At 68.7% G+C, this 21112-nt stretch carries 17 protein-coding genes; 4 read left to right on the forward strand and 13 right to left on the reverse strand.

The window, feature by feature from the left end; all coding sequences use genetic code 11:
- Nucleotides 1-54 precede the first annotated feature (54 nt).
- Complete coding sequence (locus AC4D2R_RS00560; RefSeq protein ID WP_490936520.1) at nt 55-498, reverse strand: ester cyclase; 444 nt, start codon at nt 496-498, stop codon at nt 55-57.
- Between the two features lie 164 nt (nt 499-662).
- Here AC4D2R_RS00560 and AC4D2R_RS00565 point away from each other — a divergent pair, with 164 nt between their 5' ends.
- Nucleotides 663-2024: a family 4 glycosyl hydrolase gene (locus AC4D2R_RS00565; protein WP_490936523.1), complete on the forward strand. Its 1362-nt coding sequence runs from the start codon at nt 663-665 to the stop codon at nt 2022-2024.
- Here AC4D2R_RS00565 and AC4D2R_RS00570 read toward each other — a convergent pair.
- The 9 genes from AC4D2R_RS00570 to glmS all read right to left on the reverse strand — a co-directional run bounded on the left by AC4D2R_RS00570 (nt 2021) and on the right by glmS (nt 15578).
- Nucleotides 2021-2521: a GNAT family N-acetyltransferase gene (locus AC4D2R_RS00570; RefSeq protein WP_490936525.1), complete on the reverse strand. Its 501-nt coding sequence runs from the start codon at nt 2519-2521 to the stop codon at nt 2021-2023. The two genes, AC4D2R_RS00565 and AC4D2R_RS00570, sit on opposite strands and share 4 nt — an antisense overlap.
- On the reverse strand, nt 2521-3567 hold the full coding sequence (gene mgrA / locus AC4D2R_RS00575; protein WP_490936527.1) for an L-glyceraldehyde 3-phosphate reductase: 1047 nt from the start codon (nt 3565-3567) through the stop codon (nt 2521-2523). The genes AC4D2R_RS00570 and mgrA overlap by 1 nt, the downstream gene beginning before the upstream one ends.
- Before the next feature lie 9 nt (nt 3568-3576).
- Nucleotides 3577-5130, reverse strand: a complete 1554-nt coding sequence (locus tag AC4D2R_RS00580) for an FAD-dependent monooxygenase (RefSeq protein WP_490936529.1) — start codon at nt 5128-5130, stop codon at nt 3577-3579.
- Nucleotides 5131-5132: 2 nt separating this feature from the next.
- Nucleotides 5133-6887: a malto-oligosyltrehalose trehalohydrolase gene (gene treZ, locus AC4D2R_RS00585; RefSeq protein WP_490936531.1), complete on the reverse strand. Its 1755-nt coding sequence runs from the start codon at nt 6885-6887 to the stop codon at nt 5133-5135.
- A complete protein-coding gene (treY, locus tag AC4D2R_RS00590; protein ID WP_490936533.1) occupies nt 6884-9202 on the reverse strand; it encodes a malto-oligosyltrehalose synthase in 2319 nt (772 codons plus the stop codon). The genes treZ and treY overlap by 4 nt, the downstream gene beginning before the upstream one ends.
- Nucleotides 9203-9309: 107 nt before the next feature.
- On the reverse strand, nt 9310-11496 hold the full coding sequence (gene glgX / locus AC4D2R_RS00595) for a glycogen debranching protein GlgX (RefSeq protein WP_490936535.1): 2187 nt from the start codon (nt 11494-11496) through the stop codon (nt 9310-9312).
- A 140-nt stretch (nt 11497-11636) separates the two neighbouring features.
- On the reverse strand, nt 11637-13196 hold the full coding sequence (locus AC4D2R_RS00600; RefSeq protein ID WP_490936538.1) for a bifunctional ADP-dependent NAD(P)H-hydrate dehydratase/NAD(P)H-hydrate epimerase: 1560 nt from the start codon (nt 13194-13196) through the stop codon (nt 11637-11639).
- Between the two features lie 28 nt (nt 13197-13224).
- Nucleotides 13225-13602 (reverse strand): holo-ACP synthase, encoded by a 378-nt coding sequence (locus AC4D2R_RS00605; RefSeq protein ID WP_490936540.1) that lies wholly within the window; start codon nt 13600-13602, stop codon nt 13225-13227.
- Between the two features lie 35 nt (nt 13603-13637).
- Entirely contained in the window at nt 13638-15578 is a 1941-nt protein-coding gene (glmS, locus tag AC4D2R_RS00610; protein ID WP_490901301.1) for a glutamine--fructose-6-phosphate transaminase (isomerizing), read from the reverse strand.
- Nucleotides 15579-15611: 33 nt separating this feature from the next.
- Here glmS and coaA point away from each other — a divergent pair, with 33 nt between their 5' ends.
- The gene (gene coaA / locus AC4D2R_RS00615) at nt 15612-16619 is read left to right on the forward strand and encodes a type I pantothenate kinase (RefSeq protein WP_490901300.1); all 1008 of its coding nucleotides are present in this window, start codon (nt 15612-15614) and stop codon (nt 16617-16619) included.
- A 62-nt stretch (nt 16620-16681) separates the two neighbouring features.
- A complete protein-coding gene (locus AC4D2R_RS00620) occupies nt 16682-17473 on the forward strand; it encodes a M15 family metallopeptidase (RefSeq protein WP_490936542.1) in 792 nt (263 codons plus the stop codon).
- A 60-nt stretch (nt 17474-17533) separates the two neighbouring features.
- On the opposite strand, the gene glmM is transcribed toward AC4D2R_RS00620, so the two are convergent.
- The 3 genes from glmM to rplM form a co-directional block, all read right to left on the reverse strand.
- Nucleotides 17534-18898 carry a phosphoglucosamine mutase gene (gene glmM, locus AC4D2R_RS00625; protein ID WP_490936544.1) on the reverse strand — a complete coding sequence of 455 codons (1365 nt, stop codon included), beginning with the start codon at nt 18896-18898 and terminating at the stop codon, nt 17534-17536.
- A 115-nt stretch (nt 18899-19013) separates the two neighbouring features.
- A complete protein-coding gene (rpsI, locus tag AC4D2R_RS00630; protein WP_490901296.1) occupies nt 19014-19511 on the reverse strand; it encodes a 30S ribosomal protein S9 in 498 nt (165 codons plus the stop codon).
- Nucleotides 19512-19552: 41 nt separating this feature from the next.
- Nucleotides 19553-19996 carry a 50S ribosomal protein L13 gene (gene rplM, locus AC4D2R_RS00635; protein WP_490901524.1) on the reverse strand — a complete coding sequence of 148 codons (444 nt, stop codon included), beginning with the start codon at nt 19994-19996 and terminating at the stop codon, nt 19553-19555.
- A 431-nt stretch (nt 19997-20427) separates the two neighbouring features.
- Here rplM and AC4D2R_RS00640 point away from each other — a divergent pair, with 431 nt between their 5' ends.
- Nucleotides 20428-21075 carry a prepilin peptidase gene (locus AC4D2R_RS00640; RefSeq protein ID WP_490936546.1) on the forward strand — a complete coding sequence of 216 codons (648 nt, stop codon included), beginning with the start codon at nt 20428-20430 and terminating at the stop codon, nt 21073-21075.
- The last annotated feature ends 37 nt before the right edge of the window (nt 21076-21112 follow it).

Raw genomic sequence — 21112 nt, forward strand, 5'->3', positions numbered from 1 at the left:
CCGGTGTATCAGCGCACGCACCCCGGCGTCGGAACCCGCGATCCCTGTCGCCGCCTAGGAAGGGGGCCCGCCCTCGGGCAGGGCACCGACCTGGCGCAGGATCGTGGCGTGGTCGTAGTAGTCCGAGGAGCGCCGGATCGTCCCGCCCTCGAGTTCGAAGACTGTGGACCCCCGGACGGCGAAGGCCTTCCCCGCCGTTGCCTCACCGGGAACCAGGCCCTCGTTTGTCCCGGAGAAGGACCACTCCGCCGAGGCCCGGTCGCCGCTGTACGTGGCGCCCCTGAGCTCCCAGACAAGGCCGCCCACAAGCCGGGTGAAAAAGACCTGGGCGAAGCCGGCGATCCCTTCGGGCCCTTGGGCTGTCAGGCCCGTCGGGACATCCTCGTAGGTGGCTCCCTCGGCGTAGAGCGCTCCGAGCCGCGGCCCGTCGTGGGAGTTCCAGGCATCGATCCAGTCCCGCACGACCTCGCGCGCCGTCGATGTGCTGTCGTCCTCCATCAGTGCTCCCTTCGTCACGGCGATGGAAGGAGCGTACGCCCTGGGGGACGCTCAACCGGCAGAAACGGCAAGGTGACGGATAAGTGACAAGCCGCGCTCCTGGGGCGGGAGCGCGTATGGGGCACAATACTCGGTATGCCGGGGCTGGCCTGGACGGGAGGCGCATGAAGCTTGTCATCGTTGGAGGCGGCGGCTTCCGCGTACCCCTTGTCTACCGCGCGCTCGCCGCCGGACGATTCGCCGGGCTCATCGACTCCCTTTTCCTCGTCGACGCCGATCCGGCCCGCGCCCGGGCAATGGCCCGGGTGCTCTCGTCAATGCCGCTCCCGGACGGCTCCCGGCCTCCCTCCGTCGTGGTCGGGCAGGGACTTGAGAAGGCGCTGCCGGGGGCGGACATTGTGTTTGCCGCGATCCGCAGCGGCGGCCCGGCCGGACGGGTGCTCGATGAACGAGTCGCCCTCGCCTGCGGTCTGCTGGGCCAGGAGACGGTGGGGGCCGGGGGCATCTCCTATGCCCTACGCTCCATCCCGGACATGCTGGGCATCGCCCGCGCCATCCTCGACCATGCCCCCGGAGCCTGGCTGGTGAACTTCACCAATCCGGCGGGAATGGTGACCGAGGCCCTGGCGCCCGTGCTCGGGCGCCGCGTGATCGGCATCTGCGACTCCGCCTCCGGCCTCGTGGCCCGGGCCGCAGCGGCGGCCGGTGTGGCCCTTGGGCCCGGCTCGCTGCGCGGGGTTGACTATGTGGGGCTGAACCACCTCGGGTGGCTGCGTGGGCTCACTGTCGACGGCGCCGACCGCCTGCCGGGCCTGCTGGCCGACCCGGCGCGCCTCGCGCTGTTCGAGGAGGGGCGCATCTTCGGGCCGGAGCTCCCCCGGCTGCTCGGGGCCCTGCCCAACGAATACCTTTTCTATCACTACTTCCACCGTGAGGCGCTGCGGTCGGTTGCCTCCGCCGGCGCAACCCGGGGCGAGATCCTCGCCGCCCAGCAGACCGGACTGTATGCCGAGCTTGCCGGAACCGACGAGCCGTACGCGGTGTGGGAAGCGGCACGGCGGGAGCGGGAGGCCGGGTACCTCGCCGAAGCCCGAAGATCCGGGGACGAACGGGACGAGGCGGACCTCGCCGGCGGCGGCTACGAACGCATCGCCCTGAACCTCATGCACGCCCTGCTCACCGGCGCCCCGGCGGAGCTGATCCTCAATGTCCGCAACGGAACCACCTTTCCGGGCCTGCCGGAGGACGCCGTCGTCGAAGTTCCCGCACGGGTCTCGGCGGACGGTGCGGCTGCCCTGCCTGCGGCTCCCCTCAACGCGCACCAACTCGGGCTGATGAGCGCGGTGAAGGCGGTGGAGCAGGAGACGGTGAGGGCGGCGCTGCACCGCGACCGCGACGCGGCGCTGCGCGCCTTCACCGTTCACCCCCTCATCGACTCAGCGCACGCGGCGGCAAAGGTCCTTGCCGGGTATGAGCGGGCGTTTCCCCGGCTTGCCGCCGGCTGGGAGCCGCGGCGCCGGGGCTAGAGGGTGCGGTGCATGATGTGCAGGCCGGTGAGCCCGGCCCGGGGGTGCGCGAACGCTTCGGGAACCGTGCCGATGATCGAGAAGCCGAGCGACTGCCACAACGCCACGGCTCGCGTGTTTGTCTCGACGACGGCATTGAACTGCATTGAGCGGTAGCACTGCGCCCGCGCCTCGGCCAGCACGAACTCCGCGAGCGCCCGTCCGATGCCCCGGCCGCCCGCGGACGAGGCTACGAGGAAGGATGCGTTGGCCACGTGGCTGCCATTGCCGCCGCGGTTGGCATGGAGCTGGGCGGTGCCCACCACCGCGCCGTCGTCGTCCACTGCGACGTAGACCCGCATCGTCGGATCTCCGCCGCCGGAAAGCCATTCGCGCTTCCCGGCGGCGGAGTCCATTGAGGTGTCCCAGCAGTAGGTTTCACCGGCGCGGACGACCGGCTCCATGACCGCCCAAAGGGCGGGCCAGTCGGAGTCGGCCGCCTCGCGGATGGAGACCATCAGTCCTGCAGGGCCCGGGCCCACAGGTTGATCTCCGATTCGACGGCGAACTCGTCGATGGCACGGAGCTCCTCGTCGGTGAATTCGAGGTTGGCGACGGCTCCGACGCTGCTTTCGAGCTGGGCGACGCTCGAGGCTCCCACCAGCGCCGAGGTGATCGGGGTGCCCTGGGCCTGCGGGCGGAGGATCCAGGCGACGGCCATCTGGGCGAGGCTCTGGCCGCGGCTTTCGGCGATCTCGTTGAGCCCGCGCACGCGGCGCAGGTTGTCGTCGGAAAGGTGGTCACCGGAGAGCGATTTGTCGGCGGCCGCCCGCGAGCCGGAGGGCACGCCGTTGAGGTACCGGTCGGTGAGCAGTCCCTGCGCCAGCGGGGAGAAGGCGATGGAGCCGGCACCGACGCTCTCGAGGGCTTCGGGCAGGTTGGGGCTGCCGTTTTCGACCCAGCGGTTGAGCATCGAGTAGGAGGGCTGGTGGATCAGCAGCGGGGTGCCCAGCTCGCGCAGGATGGAGGCGGCTTCGATTGTCTTCTCCGGCGAGTACGAGGAGATTCCGGCGTAGAGGGCCCGCCCGGAGCGTACCGCGGTGTCGAGGGCGCCCATCGTCTCCTCGAGGGGTGTCTCCGGGTCGGGGCGGTGGCTGTAGAAGATGTCCACGTAGTCAAGACCCATGCGGTTCAGTGACTGGTCGAGGCTGGCCAGCAGGTACTTGCGTGAGCCGAAGTTGCCGTACGGCCCCGGCCACATGTCGTAGCCGGCCTTGGTGGAGATGACCAGTTCGTCGCGGAAGGGCCGGAAGTCGTCGGCGAAGTGGCGCCCGAAGTTGGTTTCGGCGCTGCCGTAGGGGGGACCGTAGTTGTTGGCCAGGTCGAAGTGGGTGACGCCCAGGTCGAAGGCACGGCGCAGGATGGCCCTCTGGATGTCGAACGGCTTGTCGTCGCCGAAGTTGTGCCAGAGCCCCAGGGAAACGGCGGGCAGGTGGAGGCCGCTGCGGCCGACCCTGCGGTAGGGCATTGAGTCGTAACGGGTATCAGCAGGGGAATACGTCATTGGGCCATCCTATGCGGCTCCCTGCGGCGGGGTGCCGTTCCAGTGCCCGGGCAGGGCTGCGCGGAGCAGTGAGATCGCACGGTGGGCGGGCGCCTCCGCGGCGACGAAACCGTCGGGGCGCACGAGGTAGAACCGGTCGGCGCGCAGGCCCTGCCGGGGTGCCTCCGGGAACCGGTGGACCGGCAGGCCGAGGGCCTGGCCGACGGCGTCGGCGAGCTCGGAATCGGTGTCGCCATAGCTGTGGACCTGCCAGCAGGCATCGGCGAGCACCGCGAAATTGCTGCCGGTCCACGGCAGGCGGCGGCCGACGACCCTTCCCCTCCGGCCGCGGGCCGCGGCTTTGGCTCCTTCGCTCATCCAGTAGTGGATCCGGATCTGCCCGAGGTATCCGGCGAAGCGGGGGGCGATGGGAGCGGCCGGAAGAAGCCGGACGGCCACCGGCCCGGCCATGCGGGGCAGGATCCGCCGCAGTGTCCGGGCGGTTGCCGCGCCGGAGGTGACACCGGCGAAGACCCGGTCGGTGACGCTGACCAGCCGCAGGGCGACGGGGCGCCGTTCGGCGTCGTAGCGGTCGAGCAGTTCCTCCCCGGCCCGCTCGGAGAGCACGTCGGCCAGTTTGAAGGCAAGGTTGTGGGCGTCCTGCAGGCCCGTGTTCATCCCCTGGGCGCCGACCGGGGAATGGATGTGCCCGGCGTCCCCCGCGAGGAACACGGGGCCGGCGCGGAAGGCGGCTGCCACCCGGTGGTGGACGCGGTAGGTGGAGAACCAGCGGGACGTGCTGTAGGTGACGCCAAAGAGCTCGCGCACGCGCCCCCGCGCGACCTCCTCCACGATGTCGGCGGTGCCGGAGCTGCGCAGCACCCCGATCAGCCGGTGGTTGGTCAGCCCCTCCTCCGTCGCTTTCAGGGGGAACGCGAGAAGGAAGTCGTCGCCACTGAGCCGCAGCTCCACGGTGGCGGCCGAGAGGCCTTTGACTTCGAGGGCGTCGGCCACATAGAACATGTGTTCGTTGGTGACGCCCTCGAACGGGATGCCGCTGAGCGTCCGCACGGCGGAGGAGCCGCCGTCGCAGCCCACCACGTACCGGGCGGTGACGGCGAGCGGGCCCTCGGGACCGGCGAACTCTGCCGTGACATCGCCGGGCAGGGCGCTGAGCCCGGTCAGCCGCCGGTTCCACAGCACGTCCCCTCCCCTGCGCTGGAGCTCCGCGAGGAGGATCCGCTCGTTCTTGCTCTGTTCGAGGAAGTGCAGCCCCGGATACGGGGTCAGCCCCTCCCCGAGGCTTGCCAGGGGGATTTCCCCGAAGGCCCGCCGGCCGTATCCGGGCTTGATGCTGAGCGCCTTCTGGGCCTGCTCCAGGACCGGGCCGATCACCCCCAGCTGGTCGTAGATCTCCATGGTGCGCGACTGGATTCCGATCGCTCGGGACTCCCGGGTGGGCTCCCCCTTGCTGTCGGTGATTACGGCGTCCACGCCGAGCCTGCGCAGCAAGGCCGCGAGCATCAGTCCGGTGGGCCCGGCGCCGACGATCAGCACGTCGGTGCTCAGGTCGGGGGCGGCCATTGTCAGCCGGCCGCGAGCGAGAGGATGAGGGACGCGTGGCCCGGCAGGCTGACCGTTTCGGCCCCCGTTTGAACCCCGTCCACGGTTGAGAGCAGCACCTCGGCGCCGTTGGCGGCCAAGGGGACCTCGCATTCGGCTGCGCCGAGGTTGAGGAGCACCACCGTGCGGCCGCGTTTGAGCAGCAGCCAGCGGGCGGCCTCGTCGAACTCCACGTCCACCGAGCGGAAGTCGCGGGTGTTCAGGTCCGGTTCGCTTGCGCGCAGCCGGATGAGCTCCCGGTAGATGGCAAGCAGTTCACGGTGTTCGGGCTTTTCGCTTTCGGCCCAGTCGAGCTTGGCGGACTCGAACGTCGCAGGGTCCTGCGGGTTGGGGACGGTGGCAGGATCCCACCCCATGCGCTCGAACTCGCGGAACCGTCCCTCGGCGGTGGCCTTGCCCAGTTCCGGCTCGGGGTGGGAGGTGAAGAACGGCCACGGCGTTGTCGCGCCGTATTCCTCGCCCATGAACAGCATGGGCGTGAATGGTCCGGCGATGGTCAGCACCGCCGCCTGCGCAAGCTGGGCGGGATTCAGGGCCGCGCTGATCCGGTCGCCTGCCGCCCGGTTGCCGATCTGGTCGTGGTTCTGCGCGCAGACAACGAGCTGCAGCGGGGAGATGCGGTCCGCGTCGAGGCGCCGGCCGTGGCTGCGCTCCCGGAAGGAGGAGAAGGTCCCGTTGTGGAAGAACCCCTCCTTCAGGACCTTGGCGAGCGCGCCGACGGAGTTGAAGTCCGAGTAGTACCCCTCGGTCTCGCCGGTGAGGTTGACGTGCACGGCGTGGTGGAAGTCGTCGCTCCACTGCCCGGCGAGCCCGTAGCCGTTGACGGTGCGGGCCTCGATCAGGCGGGGATTGTTGAGGTCGGATTCCGCGATGAGGAACAGCGGCTTGCCGAGTTCCGCCGCGCACGCGTCGGTCTCGGCGGCGAATTCCTCGAGGATGTGCACGGCGCGCTCGTCGTGAAGCGCGTGGACGGCATCGAGCCGGAGCCCGTCAACGTGGTAGTCACGGAACCACATGAGCAGGTTGTCGACCACGTAGCGCCGGACCTCGTCGGAGGCCGGACCGTCGAGGTTCAGGGAGTCGCCCCAGGTGTTGCTTCGGCCCTCGGTGAGGTACGGGGCGAACTGGCCGAGGTAGTTTCCGCTCGGGCCGAGGTGGTTGTAGACGACGTCCTGGATGACGCCGAGGCCGCGCTGGTGGGCGGCGTCGACGAAGCGCTGGTAGGCTGCGGGCCCGCCGTAGGTCTCCTGCACGGCGTACCAGAGCACGCCGTCGTACCCCCAGTTGTGGGTTCCGTTGAAGGCGTTGACGGGGAGCAGTTCGACGTATTTGACGCCGAGGTCGACGAGGTAGTCGAGCCGTTCGATGGCGGCATCGAGGGTTCCTTCGCGGGTGAACGTCCCGAGGTGCATCTCATAGATCACCCCGCCGTTCAGGCCCGGGGAGGACCACTGGGCGTCCTGCCAGTGGTGCGCGGCCGGGTCGAAGGTGCGCGACAGGGCGTGGACGCCGTCGGGCTGGCGGCGGGAGCGGGGGTCGGGGACCGGGCTTTCCGAGCCGTTCACGCGGTACCCGTAGTCGATGTCACTACCCGACGGCGCATCGCCGGGGGCCAGCCACCACCCGCCGTCCGCTGCGGTCATGGGGTAGTCGGCGCCGTTGGCAACGAGAACCAGGCTTTCCGCCCGGGGCGCCCAAACGTCGAATTGGCTGCTCATGATGCATCCTCCTGGATCAGTAGCGCGGTGGGGAGGAAGGCGAAGATGTCCGCTGCCGGCACCTCGCCTCCGGTGAAGGTTGTACCGGTGAGGGCGCAGGTGTAGCTGCCTTCCGGGAGCTGGACGGTCGTGCCGGTCCAGCCGCCGCGGCGTTCAAGGCCGTAGGGCAGCCGCGTCAGCACGGTGAGGGCCCCGCCGCGATCGAAAGCGAACACGTGGTCCGCGGCAGGCCCCGAGGCCTGGAGGGGTGCATAGCCGGTGAAGAGTTCGGGGCGGTCCCTCCGCGCCTGCAGCGCGCGGGAAACCACGAGCAGTTTCGCTGCCCCGTCGGGCCCTACCGCTGGATGCGCCCCGAACTTCAGGTCGGCGAGGGTGCGCTTGCGGGCGTCGTAATCGACATCCCTGCGGTTGTCGGGATCGACAAGGGACGTGTCCCAGAACTCAGTGCCCTGGTACACATCGGGCACGCCCGGCATGGTGAGCTGGAGCAGCTTCGCGGACAGGGAATTGGACCAGCCCGCGGCCTTGATGCGTTCAACGGTCCCGGTCACCACGGAGTTGACGCGGGGGTCGTCGAACGCGGCGTCGACGGCGTCGTGCATTGCCTTCTCGAACGCCTCGTTCGGAGCCGTCCAATGGGTGCTTGAGTCGGCTTCACGCGCGGCCTTCTCGGCGTAGGCGTGGGCACGTTCCCGGCTGAGCGGCCATGCTCCGATCAGTGACTGCCACAGCAGCGAGGCGAACGCCTCGTCCCCGATCGGCGCGGCGGCGTTGAGCTGGGCAAGCGCCGCTTCCCATTCCCCGGGCAGTTCGGAAAGCACGCTGATGCGCGCCCTTGTGTCCTCGCTGCGTTTGGTGTCGTGGGTGCTCAGGGTGGTCATCGACAGCGGGTTCCCGGTGGAGCGCCGCAGGAGCCGCCGGTGCATCTCGAGCGGGTCGACGGCGAAGATCGAAGGGTCGGCGCCAACCTCGTTGAGGGAGACAAGCCGGTTGTACCGGTAGAAGGCGGTGTCTTCGACGCCCTTGGCCATGACCATCCCTGAGGTCTGCTGGAACCTGCGGGCGAGCTCGCTCAGTTCGGCGTCCTGACCTCCTTCGAGGAAGGGGTCGAGCAGCGGGTGGAGGGTCTTGATCGCGGCGGCGAGGTCCGGCCGGCGCACCGAGGCGTCGCGGACGGCGTCGGCGAGGTGGTCGGCCCCGCCGGGCAGGTAGCTGCGGTAGACGGGGAAGCAGGTGAGCAGTTCGGCCAGCGCGTCGGCTGCTTCGCTGCTGTCGAGGCCGGCGCCGCCGGGGACGAGCCGGGTCAGGCGCAGGACCTCGGAGCGGAGGATTCCGTCGGTGATGCCGCGCTTGGTGCCGTGGATCATCTCGTGGAACGGCTCGGCCTGAACCAGCGCGGTGAGCTGCTGTTCGCCGGCCGGGTCGGTGAGCAGCCGATCGATGTCCGCCAGCGCGTCGTAGCCGGTTGTGCCTTCGCAGGCCCAGTCCGCGGGGAGCTCCTCCCCCGGTTCGAGGATCTTCTCCACCAGGACATAGGCCCCGCCGGTGAGCCGGCGCAGATCCTCGAGGTACCCTGCGGGGTCGGCAAGCCCGTCGGGGTGGTCGATCCGCAGCCCGTCAACGAGGGCGTCGTCGAACCAGCTGCGGACCTGGCTGTGGCTCTCCTCGAAGACCCAGGGCACTTCGACGCGCAGGCCGGCGAGGGTGTTCACGCCGAAGAAGCGGCGGTAGTTCAGTTCGCTGTCCGCCCGGCGCCAGTTGACCAGTTCGTAGTGCTGGCGGGCGTGGACGTCGACTGCGGTGTCGCCGGGACCGAAGGTTCCCTCGGCGAGAGGGAACCGGTTGTCGTAATACCTGAGTTCTCCATCGACCACTTCGAGCGCCGATTCCTCGTCCGGTCCGTCGCCAAGCACGGGGATCCGGATCCGGCCGCCTGCGGCGTCCCAGTCGACGTCGAACGCCTCGGCCATGCGCGAGTTCCGGCCCTCCCGCAGCAGCTGCCACCACCAGGCGTTGGAAGCGGGGGTCTGGATGCCCATGTGGTTGGGCACGATGTCGACGAGCACACCCATCCCGGCGGCCCGGGCGGCGGCGGAAAGCTCCTGCAGGGCCTCCCGTCCGCCGCGCGCCGGGTCGACGGTTGTCGTGTCGGTGACGTCGTAGCCGTGCGCCGAGCCTTCCTCGGCGGTCAGGATCGGCGACAGGTACACCCAGTCCACCCCGAGGTCGTGCAGGTACGGCACCAGGGCCGCGGCTTCACGCAGATCGAACTCGCTTCGAATCTGCAGCCGGTAGGTCGATCTTGGTGTCTTCACGCATTTCCTCCTGAAGGGCTGGGTGTCCTGTCGGGTGCCGGGCCCGGGCGGGCCCGGCGTGCCGGTCTGGGCGGTGCTGTCAAACAGTGCTGTTGAGGCAGCGCTGTCTAGGCCGTGCCGGTCTTCGCTGTTACCTCGTTGGCAAGGATGGCAAGCGACGCGGCAACCGAGTGATCGAGATCCTCGGCCTCCGTGTGGGACCTGAGCACGACCATCGACTTGGCTTCGATGGAGATCGTTGTCCCTGCCGGGATGTCCTGGGTGTCGGCGTACTTGCCCGCGGTGTCGATGACCTCGTCCCAGGCCGGCGCGTACTCCTCGGCCGGGATCGTGAAGTCGACTGCCTCGTCGTGGGCGTTGAAGTACATCAGGAAGTTGGCGTCGGTGATGCGCTGACCGCGCGCGTCCCGGCCCCGGATTCCCTGCCCGTTGAGGAACACGCCGATCGAGCGGCCGAAGCCGCTGTTCCAGTCCTCGGGGGCCATGAGCTCGCCGGAAGTGTCGAGCCATACGATGTCCGGCAGCGCCTCGCCCTCGCCTCGGCGCACGGGGCGTCCGTCGAAGAAGCGGCGGCGGCGGAAGGTCGGGTGCTCGGAGCGCAGGCGGTTGACTGCCGCAGTGAATTCGAGCAGCGGCTGGTCCATCTTGTCCCAGTGCACCCAGCTGAGCTCGGAGTCCTGGGCGTAGGTGTTGTTGTTGCCGTTCTGGGTGCGCCCAAGCTCGTCGCCGTGAAGGAGCATCGGTACGCCCTGGGAGAGCAGCAGCGTGGCGATGAAGTTGCGCTGCTGGCGTGCGCGCAGCCCCAGCACCTTGGGATCGTCAGTGGGGCCCTCGACCCCGCAGTTCCATGAACGGTTGTGTGATTCGCCGTCGTTGTTGTCTTCGCCGTTGGCCTCGTTGTGCTTCTCGTTGTAGGAGACGAGGTCGCGCAGGGTGAAGCCGTCGTGGGCGGTGACGAAGTTGATCGAGGCCACAGGCCGGCGGGCCGAGTGCTCGTACAGGTCGGCGGAGCCGGTGAGGCGGGAGGCGAACTCGCCGATGCTTGAGGGCTCCCCGCGCCAGAAGTCGCGGACGGTGTCGCGGTACTTGCCGTTCCATTCGGTCCACTGCGGAGGGAAGTTGCCCACCTGGTAGCCGCCCGGTCCGACGTCCCAGGGTTCGGCGATGAGCTTGACCTGGGAGACCACCGGGTCCTGCTGGACGAGTTCGAAGAACGCCGAGAGCCGGTCCACCTCATAGAACTCGCGGGCCAGGGCGGAGGCAAGGTCGAAGCGGAAGCCGTCGACGTGCATTTCGGTCACCCAGTACCGCAGGGAGTCCATCAGCAGCTGCAGGGAGTGCGGGTTCCTCACGTTCAGTGAATTCCCGGTGCCCGTGTAGTCCATGTAGTACTGCTTGTCGTCCTCAACGAGCCGGTAGTACGCCGAGTTGTCGATGCCCCGCATGGACAGGGTGGGGCCGAGGTGGTTGCCTTCGGCCGTGTGGTTGTACACGACGTCGAGGATCACTTCGATGCCGGCGAGGTGCAGTTCCTTGACCATCGCCTTGAATTCCTGGACCTGCTCGCCCTGGTCGCCGGCCGAGACGTATTTGTTGTGCGGGGCGAAGAAGCCGATGGTGTTGTAGCCCCAGTAGTTGGAGAGCCCCTTGTCCTGCAGGGTGCTGTCGTTGACGAACTGGTGCACGGGCATGAGCTCGATGGCTGTCACGCCGAGTTTCTGCAGGTGCGCCACCACGGCGGGGTGCGCGACGGCGGCATAGGTGCCGCGCTGCTCCTCGGGGATTTCCGGGTGCAGCTGGGTCAGGCCCTTGACGTGGGCCTCGTAGATGACCGACTGGTGGTACGGGGTGCGGGGCCTGCGGTCCCCGTCCCAGTCGAAGAACGGGTTGACGACCACGCCGAGCATCATGTGCGGCGCGGAGTCCTCGTTGTTGACGGAGGTCTCGTCGCCGAAGTTGTACCCGAACAGGGCCTGGTCCCAGTCGAGTTCACCGGAGACTGCCTTCGCGTACGGATCCAGCAGCAGCTTGTTGGGGTTGCAGCGGTGTCCTGCGGCGGGATCGTTGGGGCCGTGGACGCGGTAGCCGTACCGCTGTCCGGGGGCGACCTGCGGCAGGTAGCCGTGCCAGACGTAGCCGTCGACTTCCTTCAGCGGCACCTGGGTCTCGGTGCCGTCGTCCTCGAACAGGCAGAGCACGACTGAATCCGCAATTTCACTGTAAAGCGCGAAGTTCGTCCCTGTGCCGTCATAGGTTGCCCCAAGGGGATACGCTTCGCCGGGCCATAATTCCATGTGATTGTGCTCCTAGGTGTGGATCATTCGGGGAAAGTCTGATGGTCGTGGAGAGGTCATTGGGCGGCGGGAAGACCGCCGCCGGAACGTTCGGGCCCCTTAGGGTCTACCGTGCGGAGGTAACGCGCAGCTGAACAGGGTCAATCGGGCGCCCCCAGCAGGCCGGCAAGGACCGCACCGATGTCAGCGGGAAGTTCCGAGACGACCACCGGCCCGCGCCGGGCGGCCCGCTGGGCCGCCAGCCCGTGGATGAGCGAGGCCGCTGCGGCGATCGCCGCCCACTTGGCGGTCTCGGGGACCCCTGCCCGTGCCGCGGCCGATGCGTCCTCCGCCGCCCCCGCCGCGAGTGCGCCAAGGATGCCGGCAAGGGTGTCGCCCGCCCCGGCCGTCGCGAGCCAGGGGGTGGCATCGGCCTGGCTGAAGACCTCCCCGGAGGGGGCGGCAATGACCGTGGTGAATCCCTTCAGGAGCACCGTCGCACCGGTCATCCGTGCCGCCTCAAGAGCGTACCGTGCCGGCGCGCCGTCGATGGCTTCCCGGGAGGCCTGCTGGCCGCGCCCTGCGAAGAACGCCACAAGCTCCCCGGCGTGCGGAGTGAGGATGACCTGGGGGCCCACCGTCCGGGGCACTTCGGACAGCGCCCCGGCGTCGACGACAACGGGAAGCCCGCTGGTGATCGCTTCCCGGGCGCGGCGGGACTGCTCCGGATCCCCGACTGCCCCGGGGCCGACGAGCCAGGCCTGGGACCGCGCCTCGCCGATGCCGCCGGTCGAGCAGACGGCCTCCGGATGCACGGCGTTGATGAGGCTGCCGACGCTCCGGGGCCCAAGGTAGCGGACCATCCCCACCCCGGTTGCCAGCGCGGCCCCGGTGGCGAGGACGGCGGCACCGGGGTACTGCTCCGAGCCGGCCGCGATCCCCAGGACTCCGCGGGTGTACTTGTGGTCGGTGGTCCGGGGCCTGCGGTACAGGGCGGCGGCGTCGCGGAGCTCGAGGCGGCGTACCGCCGGATCCCCCCATGCGCCCGAAGCTCCGTTCGTCAGTCCAAGGCCGATATCGACGACGTTCAGTTCCCCGGCCGCGACCGCCCCGGCTCCGGTAAGCAGGCCGGACTTCGCCGCACCGAAGGTGACTGTGGCATCGGCGTGAAGGACGGCGCCTTCAACGGTCCCGGAGTCGATGTCGACACCGCTGGGAACGTCGCAGGCGAGGACGAGGGGTTTCCGGGCGCCCCGGGGGCCGGCTGCGGCGTTGATGGCGTCGATGAACGCCCCGGTGCCTCCGCGCAGCGGACCGCTGGCTCCCGTGCCGAGGATGCCGTCGATAATCAGGTCCGCGCCGGCACACTGCGCGGCGAGGGCCCCGGCGTTCTCCTCGGCGAGGTGCTCCATCCGGCCTCCGCTGCCGGTGAAGGCCGCGAGGGCCTCCGGATGGATCCGGTGGGTGACGGCGACCGCCGTCGTCCGCATCCCGCGCCGCGCCAGCCGCTCCCCGGCGTACAGGGCGTCGGCGCCGTTGTTTCCCGCGCCGACAAGCACCACGGCGCTGCGTCCGTACAAGCCGCCGGAGTCCCTGAGCAGGCCGGCGGCCACCGCATAGAGGCCGTGTGCGGCCTTCTGCATCAGCGCATGACCCTGCCCGGCGGCGAGGTGGGGAGCCTCTGCTGCGCGTACTTGGCCGGCGGTGAATGCTTTGAGCATATGTACGAGCTTAGCGGCAGCGACCGAATTAGTCAGTCTGGTTACTATCTGTGCCGGAGCCCTCCGCGACGACCATCGCGCTGGCCAGCCCGCCGTCGTGGCTCATCGACACGTGCCAGCAATCGATGTTCCGGGCCCGGGCCGCTGCTGCAACGGTCCCCGAAAGCACGATCGTCGGCGCGCCGGCCTCGTCGATCCTCACCTCGCAGTGCTGCCAGTTCATTCCGGCGGGCGCGCCAAGGGCTTTGGCCACGGCCTCCTTCGCAGCGAAGCGGGCCGCGAGGGAGCGGGTGGGCAGCCCGCGCTCGGCGGGAACGAACAATCGCTCCACCAACCCGGGGGTCCGCTCCACCTGGCGCCGGAACCGTTCAACGTCGACGACGTCGACACCGATGCCGATGATCATTGCCGGGGGCCGCCCTGCTTCCTGCTCAACGCTTCCTACTCCACCGTCACCGATTTTGCGAGGTTGCGCGGCTGGTCGACGTCGTAGCCCTTGGCTCCGGCCAGGGCAAGGGCGAAGATCTGCAGGGGAACGGTGGTGAGCAGCGGCGCAAGCAGGGTCGGGGTCGCCGGCACGTAGAAGACGTGCTCGGAGTACTGCTCGACCGAGGTGTCGCCTTCCTCAGCGATGACGATCGTCACCGCGCCGCGGGCCCGGATCTCCTGGACGTTCGAGACGACCTTGGCGTGGAGGGAGTTGGGGGCCGTGGAGGCGGGCATGACGACCACGACGGGCTGGCCCTCTTCGATCAGGGCGATCGGCCCGTGCTTGAGCTCGCCGGCGGCGAAGCCTTCGGCGTGGATGTAGGCGAGCTCCTTGAGCTTTAGGGCGCCCTCCATGGCGACAGGGAATCCGACGTGGCGGCCTAGGAAGAGCACCGACTTCGCGTTGGCCATGTCCCGGCCGAGCTGCTTGATCTTGTCGGCGTCGTCGAGGATCGCCTGGATCTTCGCGGGGATGGCCGCGAGGTTCTCCATCACTTCGGCGATCTCGTCGCGGAACTTGTTGCCGCGCAGCTGGGCCAGGTAGAGGCCGAGCAGGTAGGCGGCGGTGATCTGCGCCAGGAACGCCTTGGTCGAGGCCACGGCGATCTCCGGGCCCGCGTGGGTGTAGAGGACCGCGTCGGACTCGCGCGGGATGGTGGAGCCGTTGGTGTTGCAGATGGCCACAACCTTGGCGCCCTGCTCGCGGGCGTAACGGACGGCCATGAGGGTGTCCATCGTCTCGCCCGACTGGGAGATGGCAACGACGAGGGTCTTCTCGTTGACGATGGGGTCGCGGTAGCGGAATTCGTGGGAGAGCTCCACCTCGACGGGGATCCGGCACCAGTGCTCGATGGCGTACTTGGCCACCTGCCCGGCGTAGGCGGAGGTGCCGCAGGCAAGGACAACGATCTTGTCGACGGTGCGCAGGATCGATTCGCTGATCCGCAGTTCGTCGAGCACAAGGTTCCCTGCGGCGTCGGAGCGTCCGAGCAGGGTCTGGCCGACGGCGTCGGGCTGGTCGTTGATCTCCTTCTCCATGAAGGAGTCGTAGCCGCCCTTTTCGGCGGCGGCGGCGTCCCAGTTCACGTGGAACTCGGTGCCCTCGGCCGGGGCGCCGAAGAAATCGGTGATGACGACGTCGTCCGGGGTGATCGTGACGATCTGGTCCTGGCCCAGCTCAACGGCGCGGCGGGTGAAGTCGATGAACCCGGAGACGTCGGAGCCGAGGAAGTTCTCGCCGTCGCCGAGTCCCACAACGAGCGGGGAGTTGCGGCGTCCGGCAACCACAACGCCGGGCTGGTCCTCGTGGATCGCCAGGAGGGTGAAGGCTCCTTCGAGGCGCTGGCAGGCCTGCTGCATCGCGAGGGTCAGCAGGTCGCCCTCGGCTCCGCTGTCGACGAGCCCGCGGTAGATCGATCCGAGGAGGCCTGCGGCCACCTCGGTGTCGGTGTCGGAGAGGAATTCGATGCCGGAGGCCAGCAGTTCGGCCTTGAGTTCGGCGAAGTTTTCGATGATGCCGTTGTGGATCACCGCGAGCCGGCCCTTGTCGGCCAGGTGCGGGTGGGCGTTCTGGTCGCTGGGGCCGCCGTGGGTGGCCCAGCGGGTGTGACCGATGCCGGTCAGTGAACGGGGCAGGGGCTTCTCGACGAGCTCGTCGACGAGGTTGGTGAGCTTTCCGGCCTTCTTGCGCGACTCGACACCGGAGGGTGTGAGCACTGCTACACCCGCTGAGTCATAGCCGCGGTACTCGAGCCGCCGGAGGCCTTCCATGACGACGTCGAGGGCGCCGTGCTGGCCTCCGCCGTCGTTACTGTCGACGGCCGGAGCGGCAGTATTGAGCGCAAAACTTCCCTGGCCGCGGTCCCGGCCCACATAACCTACGATTCCACACATGGACCCAAGCCTACCGGTACTGCGCGTTTGTTAATGTCCGGCGCAGCGGGCAGAATCTCAAGAGTGAGCGATCAACGCACCGACATCCAGCAGGCGAGCGGCGCCGAAAGCGTCACTCCCTTCGTGGAGCTTGACCGCCCGATGTGGTCCCGGCTTTCGCTCGAAATGTCCTCTCCGCTCACCGTCGAAGACGTCCACCGCCTGCGCAGTCTCGGGGACGTGCTGAGCCTTGAGGAGATCCGCGAGGTGTACCTCCCCCTCTCGCGGCTGCTCAACCTCTACATCGCCGCGGCCGGTGAACTGCACGCCGCGACGACCACTTTCCTTGGTGAAAAAACAACCCGCACCCCCTTCGTGATCGGCGTCGCCGGGTCCGTTGCTGTGGGGAAGTCCACAACGGCGCGGGTGCTGCGGGAGCTGCTGCGCCGCTGGCCGGAGACCCCGAACGTGGAACTCGTCACAACGGACGGGTTCCTCTATCCCAATGAGGAGCTTGAGCGCCGGGGCCTGATGCAGCGGAAAGGGTTCCCCGAGTCCTACGACCGCAGGCGCCTTCTGCGTTTCGTGAGCGAGGTGAAGAGCGGCGCGGAGGAGGTCCGGGCCCCCTGGTACTCCCACCTGACCTACAACATCGTCCCGGGCAAGGAAGTGGTGATCCGGCGCCCCGACGTCCTCATCGTCGAGGGCCTCAACGTGCTCGCTCCCGCCCGGACCCGCGCCGACGGACGTTCGGGCCTTGCCGTGAGCGACTTCTTCGACTTTTCGATCTACGTCGACGCGAAGACCTCCTATATTGAGCAGTGGTACATCCAGCGTTTCCAGTCCCTGCGCAGCGGGGCCTTCGCCGACCCGGAGTCCTACTTCCACCGTTACGCCGACCTCACCGACGAACAGGCCCGCGAGACGGCACTGGGCATCTGGAAGCGGATCAACGAACCGAACCTGATGCTTAACGTCCTGCCCACCCGCGGGCGCGCCCAGCTGGTGCTGACCAAGGACGCCGACCATTCGATCCGGAGAATGCTGCTACGGAAAACCTGAAAGCTCCGGCACCCCGGGCAGGTGTTCCCTCGCTGCCGAGGAGGGCTGTCCCCGCCGTCCTTGTGCCGGCGCTGCTCCTGACGTTCCTCACCTGCTGCGCCCCGGAGCAGGGCGCTGCTTCCCCTGCGCCGGACGCGCCGTCCGCGGCTGCCCCGGCACTGCCCCGGGGCAGCCTCGCCGCGCCCCGGCAGCGGGAACCCGCCCCCTCGGCGCCTGCGGCGGTGCCCACTGTCAGCGGGGCCGCTGCGGGCCCCGGCCCGGCCGCCGATCCCCGATCACCCGGCGTGGTGGTGAACAAGCGCCGGCCGCTGTCGCCGATCGATTTCGAGCCGGCCCGCCTCGTCGTGCCCGACGTCGCGCTGGGCACGGCGGCGGCGAGTGCACGGCTGCACCCGGAGGCGGCCGCGGCCGTGGAGAAGATGTTCGGCGCCGCTGCCGCGCAGGGCGTCGGGCTGACCCTCGTGAGCGGGTACCGGTCCTTCGCGGACCAGGAAGCGACCTACGCGCACTGGGTCGCCCAGTACGGCGATCCGGCCCTGGCCGACGCCGTTTCGGCCCGCCCGGGCTATTCGGAGCACCAGACGGGGCTGGCGTTTGACATCGGCCAGGCCGACGGCGCCTGCACCCTCCAGCTGTGCTTTAGGGACACCGCTGCCGGACGGTGGGCCGCGGCGAACGCGGCGGCGTACGGGATCATCCTGCGCTACCCGCAGGGGTTCCATACGGTCACCGGTTTCTACGCCGAGTCGTGGCACTTCCGTTATGTGGGAACCACGACGGCGGCGGCGATGAAGGCCGCCGGGACCGCGACCCTTGAGGAGCACCTGCGCCTTCCGGCGGCTCCCTCCTACTGACCCGCCCCGCGGCCGCGGCGGGACCGGCCCGTTCGAGGGGATTCCGGCGACCGGCGCCGGTCAGCCCGCCGGAGCGGGCTCGAGGGCGAGGCTGGTCTTGACGATCTGCGCCAGCTCATCGGCGATGCGCTGCGCGGTGTCCATGTCCGCGGCCTCAACCATGACCCGCACTACCGGTTCAGTGCCGGAGGGGCGCAGCAGCACACGGCCCGACTCCCCCAGCAGATCCTGGGCGTCACGGACGGCCTGCTGCACGACGCCGTTGGTGCCGACGGCGGCGCGGTCGACGCCCTTGACGTTGATGAGCACCTGGGGAAGCTTGGTCATGACCTGGGCCAGCTCCTTGAGGCTGCGCCCGGTGGCCGCGACCTGGGCGGCGAGCTGGAGCCCGGTGAGCACCCCGTCGCCGGTCGTCGCGTATTCGGCGAAGATGACGTGGCCTGACTGCTCGCCGCCGAGGCTGTAGCCGCCGTCGCGCATCTCCTCGAGGACGTAGCGGTCGCCGACACCGGTTTCGCGGATCGTGATCCCGGCCTCGCGCAGCGCGATCTTCAGGCCGAGGTTGCTCATCACCGTTGCGACGAGCGTGTCGTCGGCGAGCTTCCCGGCGCCGTGCATGGCGATGGCCATGATCGCCATGATCTGGTCTCCGTCCACAACGGTGCCCTCGTGGTCCACGGCAAGGCAGCGGTCCGCGTCGCCGTCGTGGGCGATGCCAAGGTCAGCGCCGTGTTCGAGCACCGCGGCCTGGAGCTTCTCGAGGTGGGTGGAGCCGTAACCCTCGTTGATGTTGTTTCCATCGGGGTCGGCGCCGATGACGACGATGTTCGCCCCGGCGTTTGAAAACACCTCGGGCGAGCAGCCGCTTGCGGCCCCGTGGGCGCAGTCAAGGACGACCTTCAGTCCATCGAGGCGGTGTGGGAGCGTCTGCAGGAGGTGGACGATATAGCGGTCTTCGGCGTCGGCGAAACGTTGGATCCGTCCCACTTCCGGGCCGACCGGGCGCAGCCGCGGCGATGCGAGTTCGGCCTCGATTGCCTCTTCGAGGGCGTCGTCGAGCTTCTTGCCGCCGCGCGCAAGGAACTTGATTCCATTGTCGGGGGCGGGGTTGTGCGATGCGGAGATCATGACGCCGAAATCGGCGTTGAGGTCGGCGACGAGGTACGCGGCGGCGGGCGTGGGCAGGACACCGGCGTCGTAGACGTCGATCCCGGAGCTGGCCAGGCCAGCCTCCATGGCGGCGGCGATGAATTCACCGCTGATGCGCGGATCGCGGGCGATGACCGCTGTGGGCCGGCGGTTCCCCTCCACGGCACGGTGGCCGAGCACCACCGCAGCGGCCTGCGCCAACTGCAGGGAGAGTTCTGCCGTGATCAGCCCGTTGGCCAGGCCACGGACTCCGTCGGTACCGAATAATCTGCTCATCGCTGTACATCCTAGGTGAGAAACATTGGGACTGCCGGTGAAGGGGCACGTCGCCGTCAAGTTAAAAGCACAGTGCCCGCCCGGCGATCCGGACGGGCACTGGTGGAACTGGGTTTTAGCGCTTCGAGTACTGCGGTGCCTTGCGGGCCTTCTTGAGGCCTGCCTTCTTGCGCTCGATGACGCGGGCGTCGCGGGTCAGGAAGCCGGCCTTCTTCAGGGCCGGACGGTTGTTGTCGCGGTCGATCTCGTTGAGGGCACGAGCCACGCCGAGACGCAGGGCGCCTGCCTGGCCCGAGGCTCCGCCACCGTGGATCCGCGCGATAACGTCGTAGGCGCCGTCAAGCTCGAGGAGCTTGAACGGGTCGTTGACTTCCTGCTGGTGAAGCTTGTTGGGGAAGTAGTCGCTGAGCTCGCGCCCGTTGACGATCCACTTGCCGGTGCCGGGAACCAGGCGCACGCGGGCGATGGCTTCCTTGCGCCGGCCCACTGCTCCGCCGCCGACGGTGAGCGCGGGGCGCTCCTTCACCGGGGCTGCGGTGGTTTCGCTCGACTCTGAGGTGTAGCTGGTGAGCTCCTCAGCTGGTTCATTCAGCTCTTCAGTATTCTGAGCCACGGTTCTCCTTGAATTAATTTCTTAGTGTGTGGTGGCCAGGACTACTGGGCGACCTGGGTGATTTCAAAGGTCTTGGGCTGCTGCGCACCGTGGGGGTGCTCGGCTCCGCGGTAGACCTTGAGCTTGGAAAGCTGCTGGGCAGCCAGTGAGTTCTTCGGCAGCATGCCCTTGATGGCCTTCTCAACTGCGCGCTCCGGGTTCTTCTCCAGGAGTTCAGCGTAGTTGGTGGACTTCAGGCCGCCCGGGAAACCCGAGTGGCGGTAGGCACGCTTCTGTTCGAGCTTGGCGCCGGTGAGGGCAACCTTGTCAGCGTTGATGATGATGACGAAATCGCCCATATCCATATGGGGTGCAAAGGTCGGCTTGTGCTTTCCGCGCAGCAGTGTTGCGGTCTGGCTGGCAAGACGGCCTAGGACAACGTCGGTGGCGTCAATGACGTGCCACTGGCGGGAGATGTCGCCTGGCTTCGGGGTGTACGTACGCACGGTTTTGGCCTTCGTTTCTTGTTCGGTGACGCCTGCGTCCGCGGGAGAATCCGCGTCCACAAGCTCAGCTTATTCATGCGTTACCGGAACTTCAGGTGAGGGCTGAAAGACAACCAGTTATCCCGTGAGGCCTCGGCTGCTCCCCCGGGCCAGGTGGTTCTGCAACTGAACCGCTCCGGAGGGCGCAGACGTATCGAGTTGGGATACGCACAACGACTACCAAGGTTAGCGCGAAGCGAAGCGTTTGGTCAAAACAGGGCCCTGCGCTTCGGGGCGGGCAGGGCCGGCGGCAAGTCGGCTTCCCCTGCCGGGAACCCGGCGCGGGAGCGGTACGGGCAATAATGAAGGGACGGAATCGGTCCTGCTGGGGAAAGTGGCTCACATGCGGTCTCTCGAAGTTCTTGGTCGGCGTTCGGGCGGAAGCCGACGCAATGCTTAGCCTCCTGCCCCCTGCGGCCCTCGCCGCACTCTGCGGCGCGGCAGGGCTGCTGACCGGGTATCGGCTGTTCCCGCTGGCCGCCCGCGACCCGCGGACGGTGCTGCCTTCGGCATGGCGGTGGCCGATGGCCATCCTCACCGGCGTGTTCTGCGCGGCGGCTGCCCTCCGGGCCCACACCGCGGGGGAACTGCTGCTGTACCTGCTCCTGCCGGTCTTCGGGGTGCTCCTCGCGGCGATCGACCTGCGCTCCAAGCTTCTGCCCAATGCACTGGTGCTGCCGTTCCTGGGCGCCACCGCCGCGGCCCTGCTGATCGCCGCCGCCGGGGGCGCCGGGTGGGGCGGGCTGCTCGCCGCGGGCGCCGGCGGGCTGGCGATGTTTGCCTTCTATCTCGTCCTTGCGCTGATCTCCCCCGCCGGAATGGGGATGGGCGACGTCAAGCTCTCGGGAGTGCTCGGGCTCATCGGCGGGTATGCCGGCTTCACTGCTTGGATGGCCACGCTGCTTGGCGGGTTCCTCTTCGGTGGGCTCGCCGGGATCGTCCTGCTGCTCTCGCGCCGCGGGGGCCGCGGGTCGGTGTTCCCGTTTGGCCCGGGCATGGTCGTTGCTGCGCTGATCGGCGTTCTGGCCTTCTCCGGATAGCTCCTCCGCCGGCGCGCTGCCGGCGGATGTGGAGCGC

The organism is Arthrobacter sp. TJ-217 (assembly GCF_058269255.1).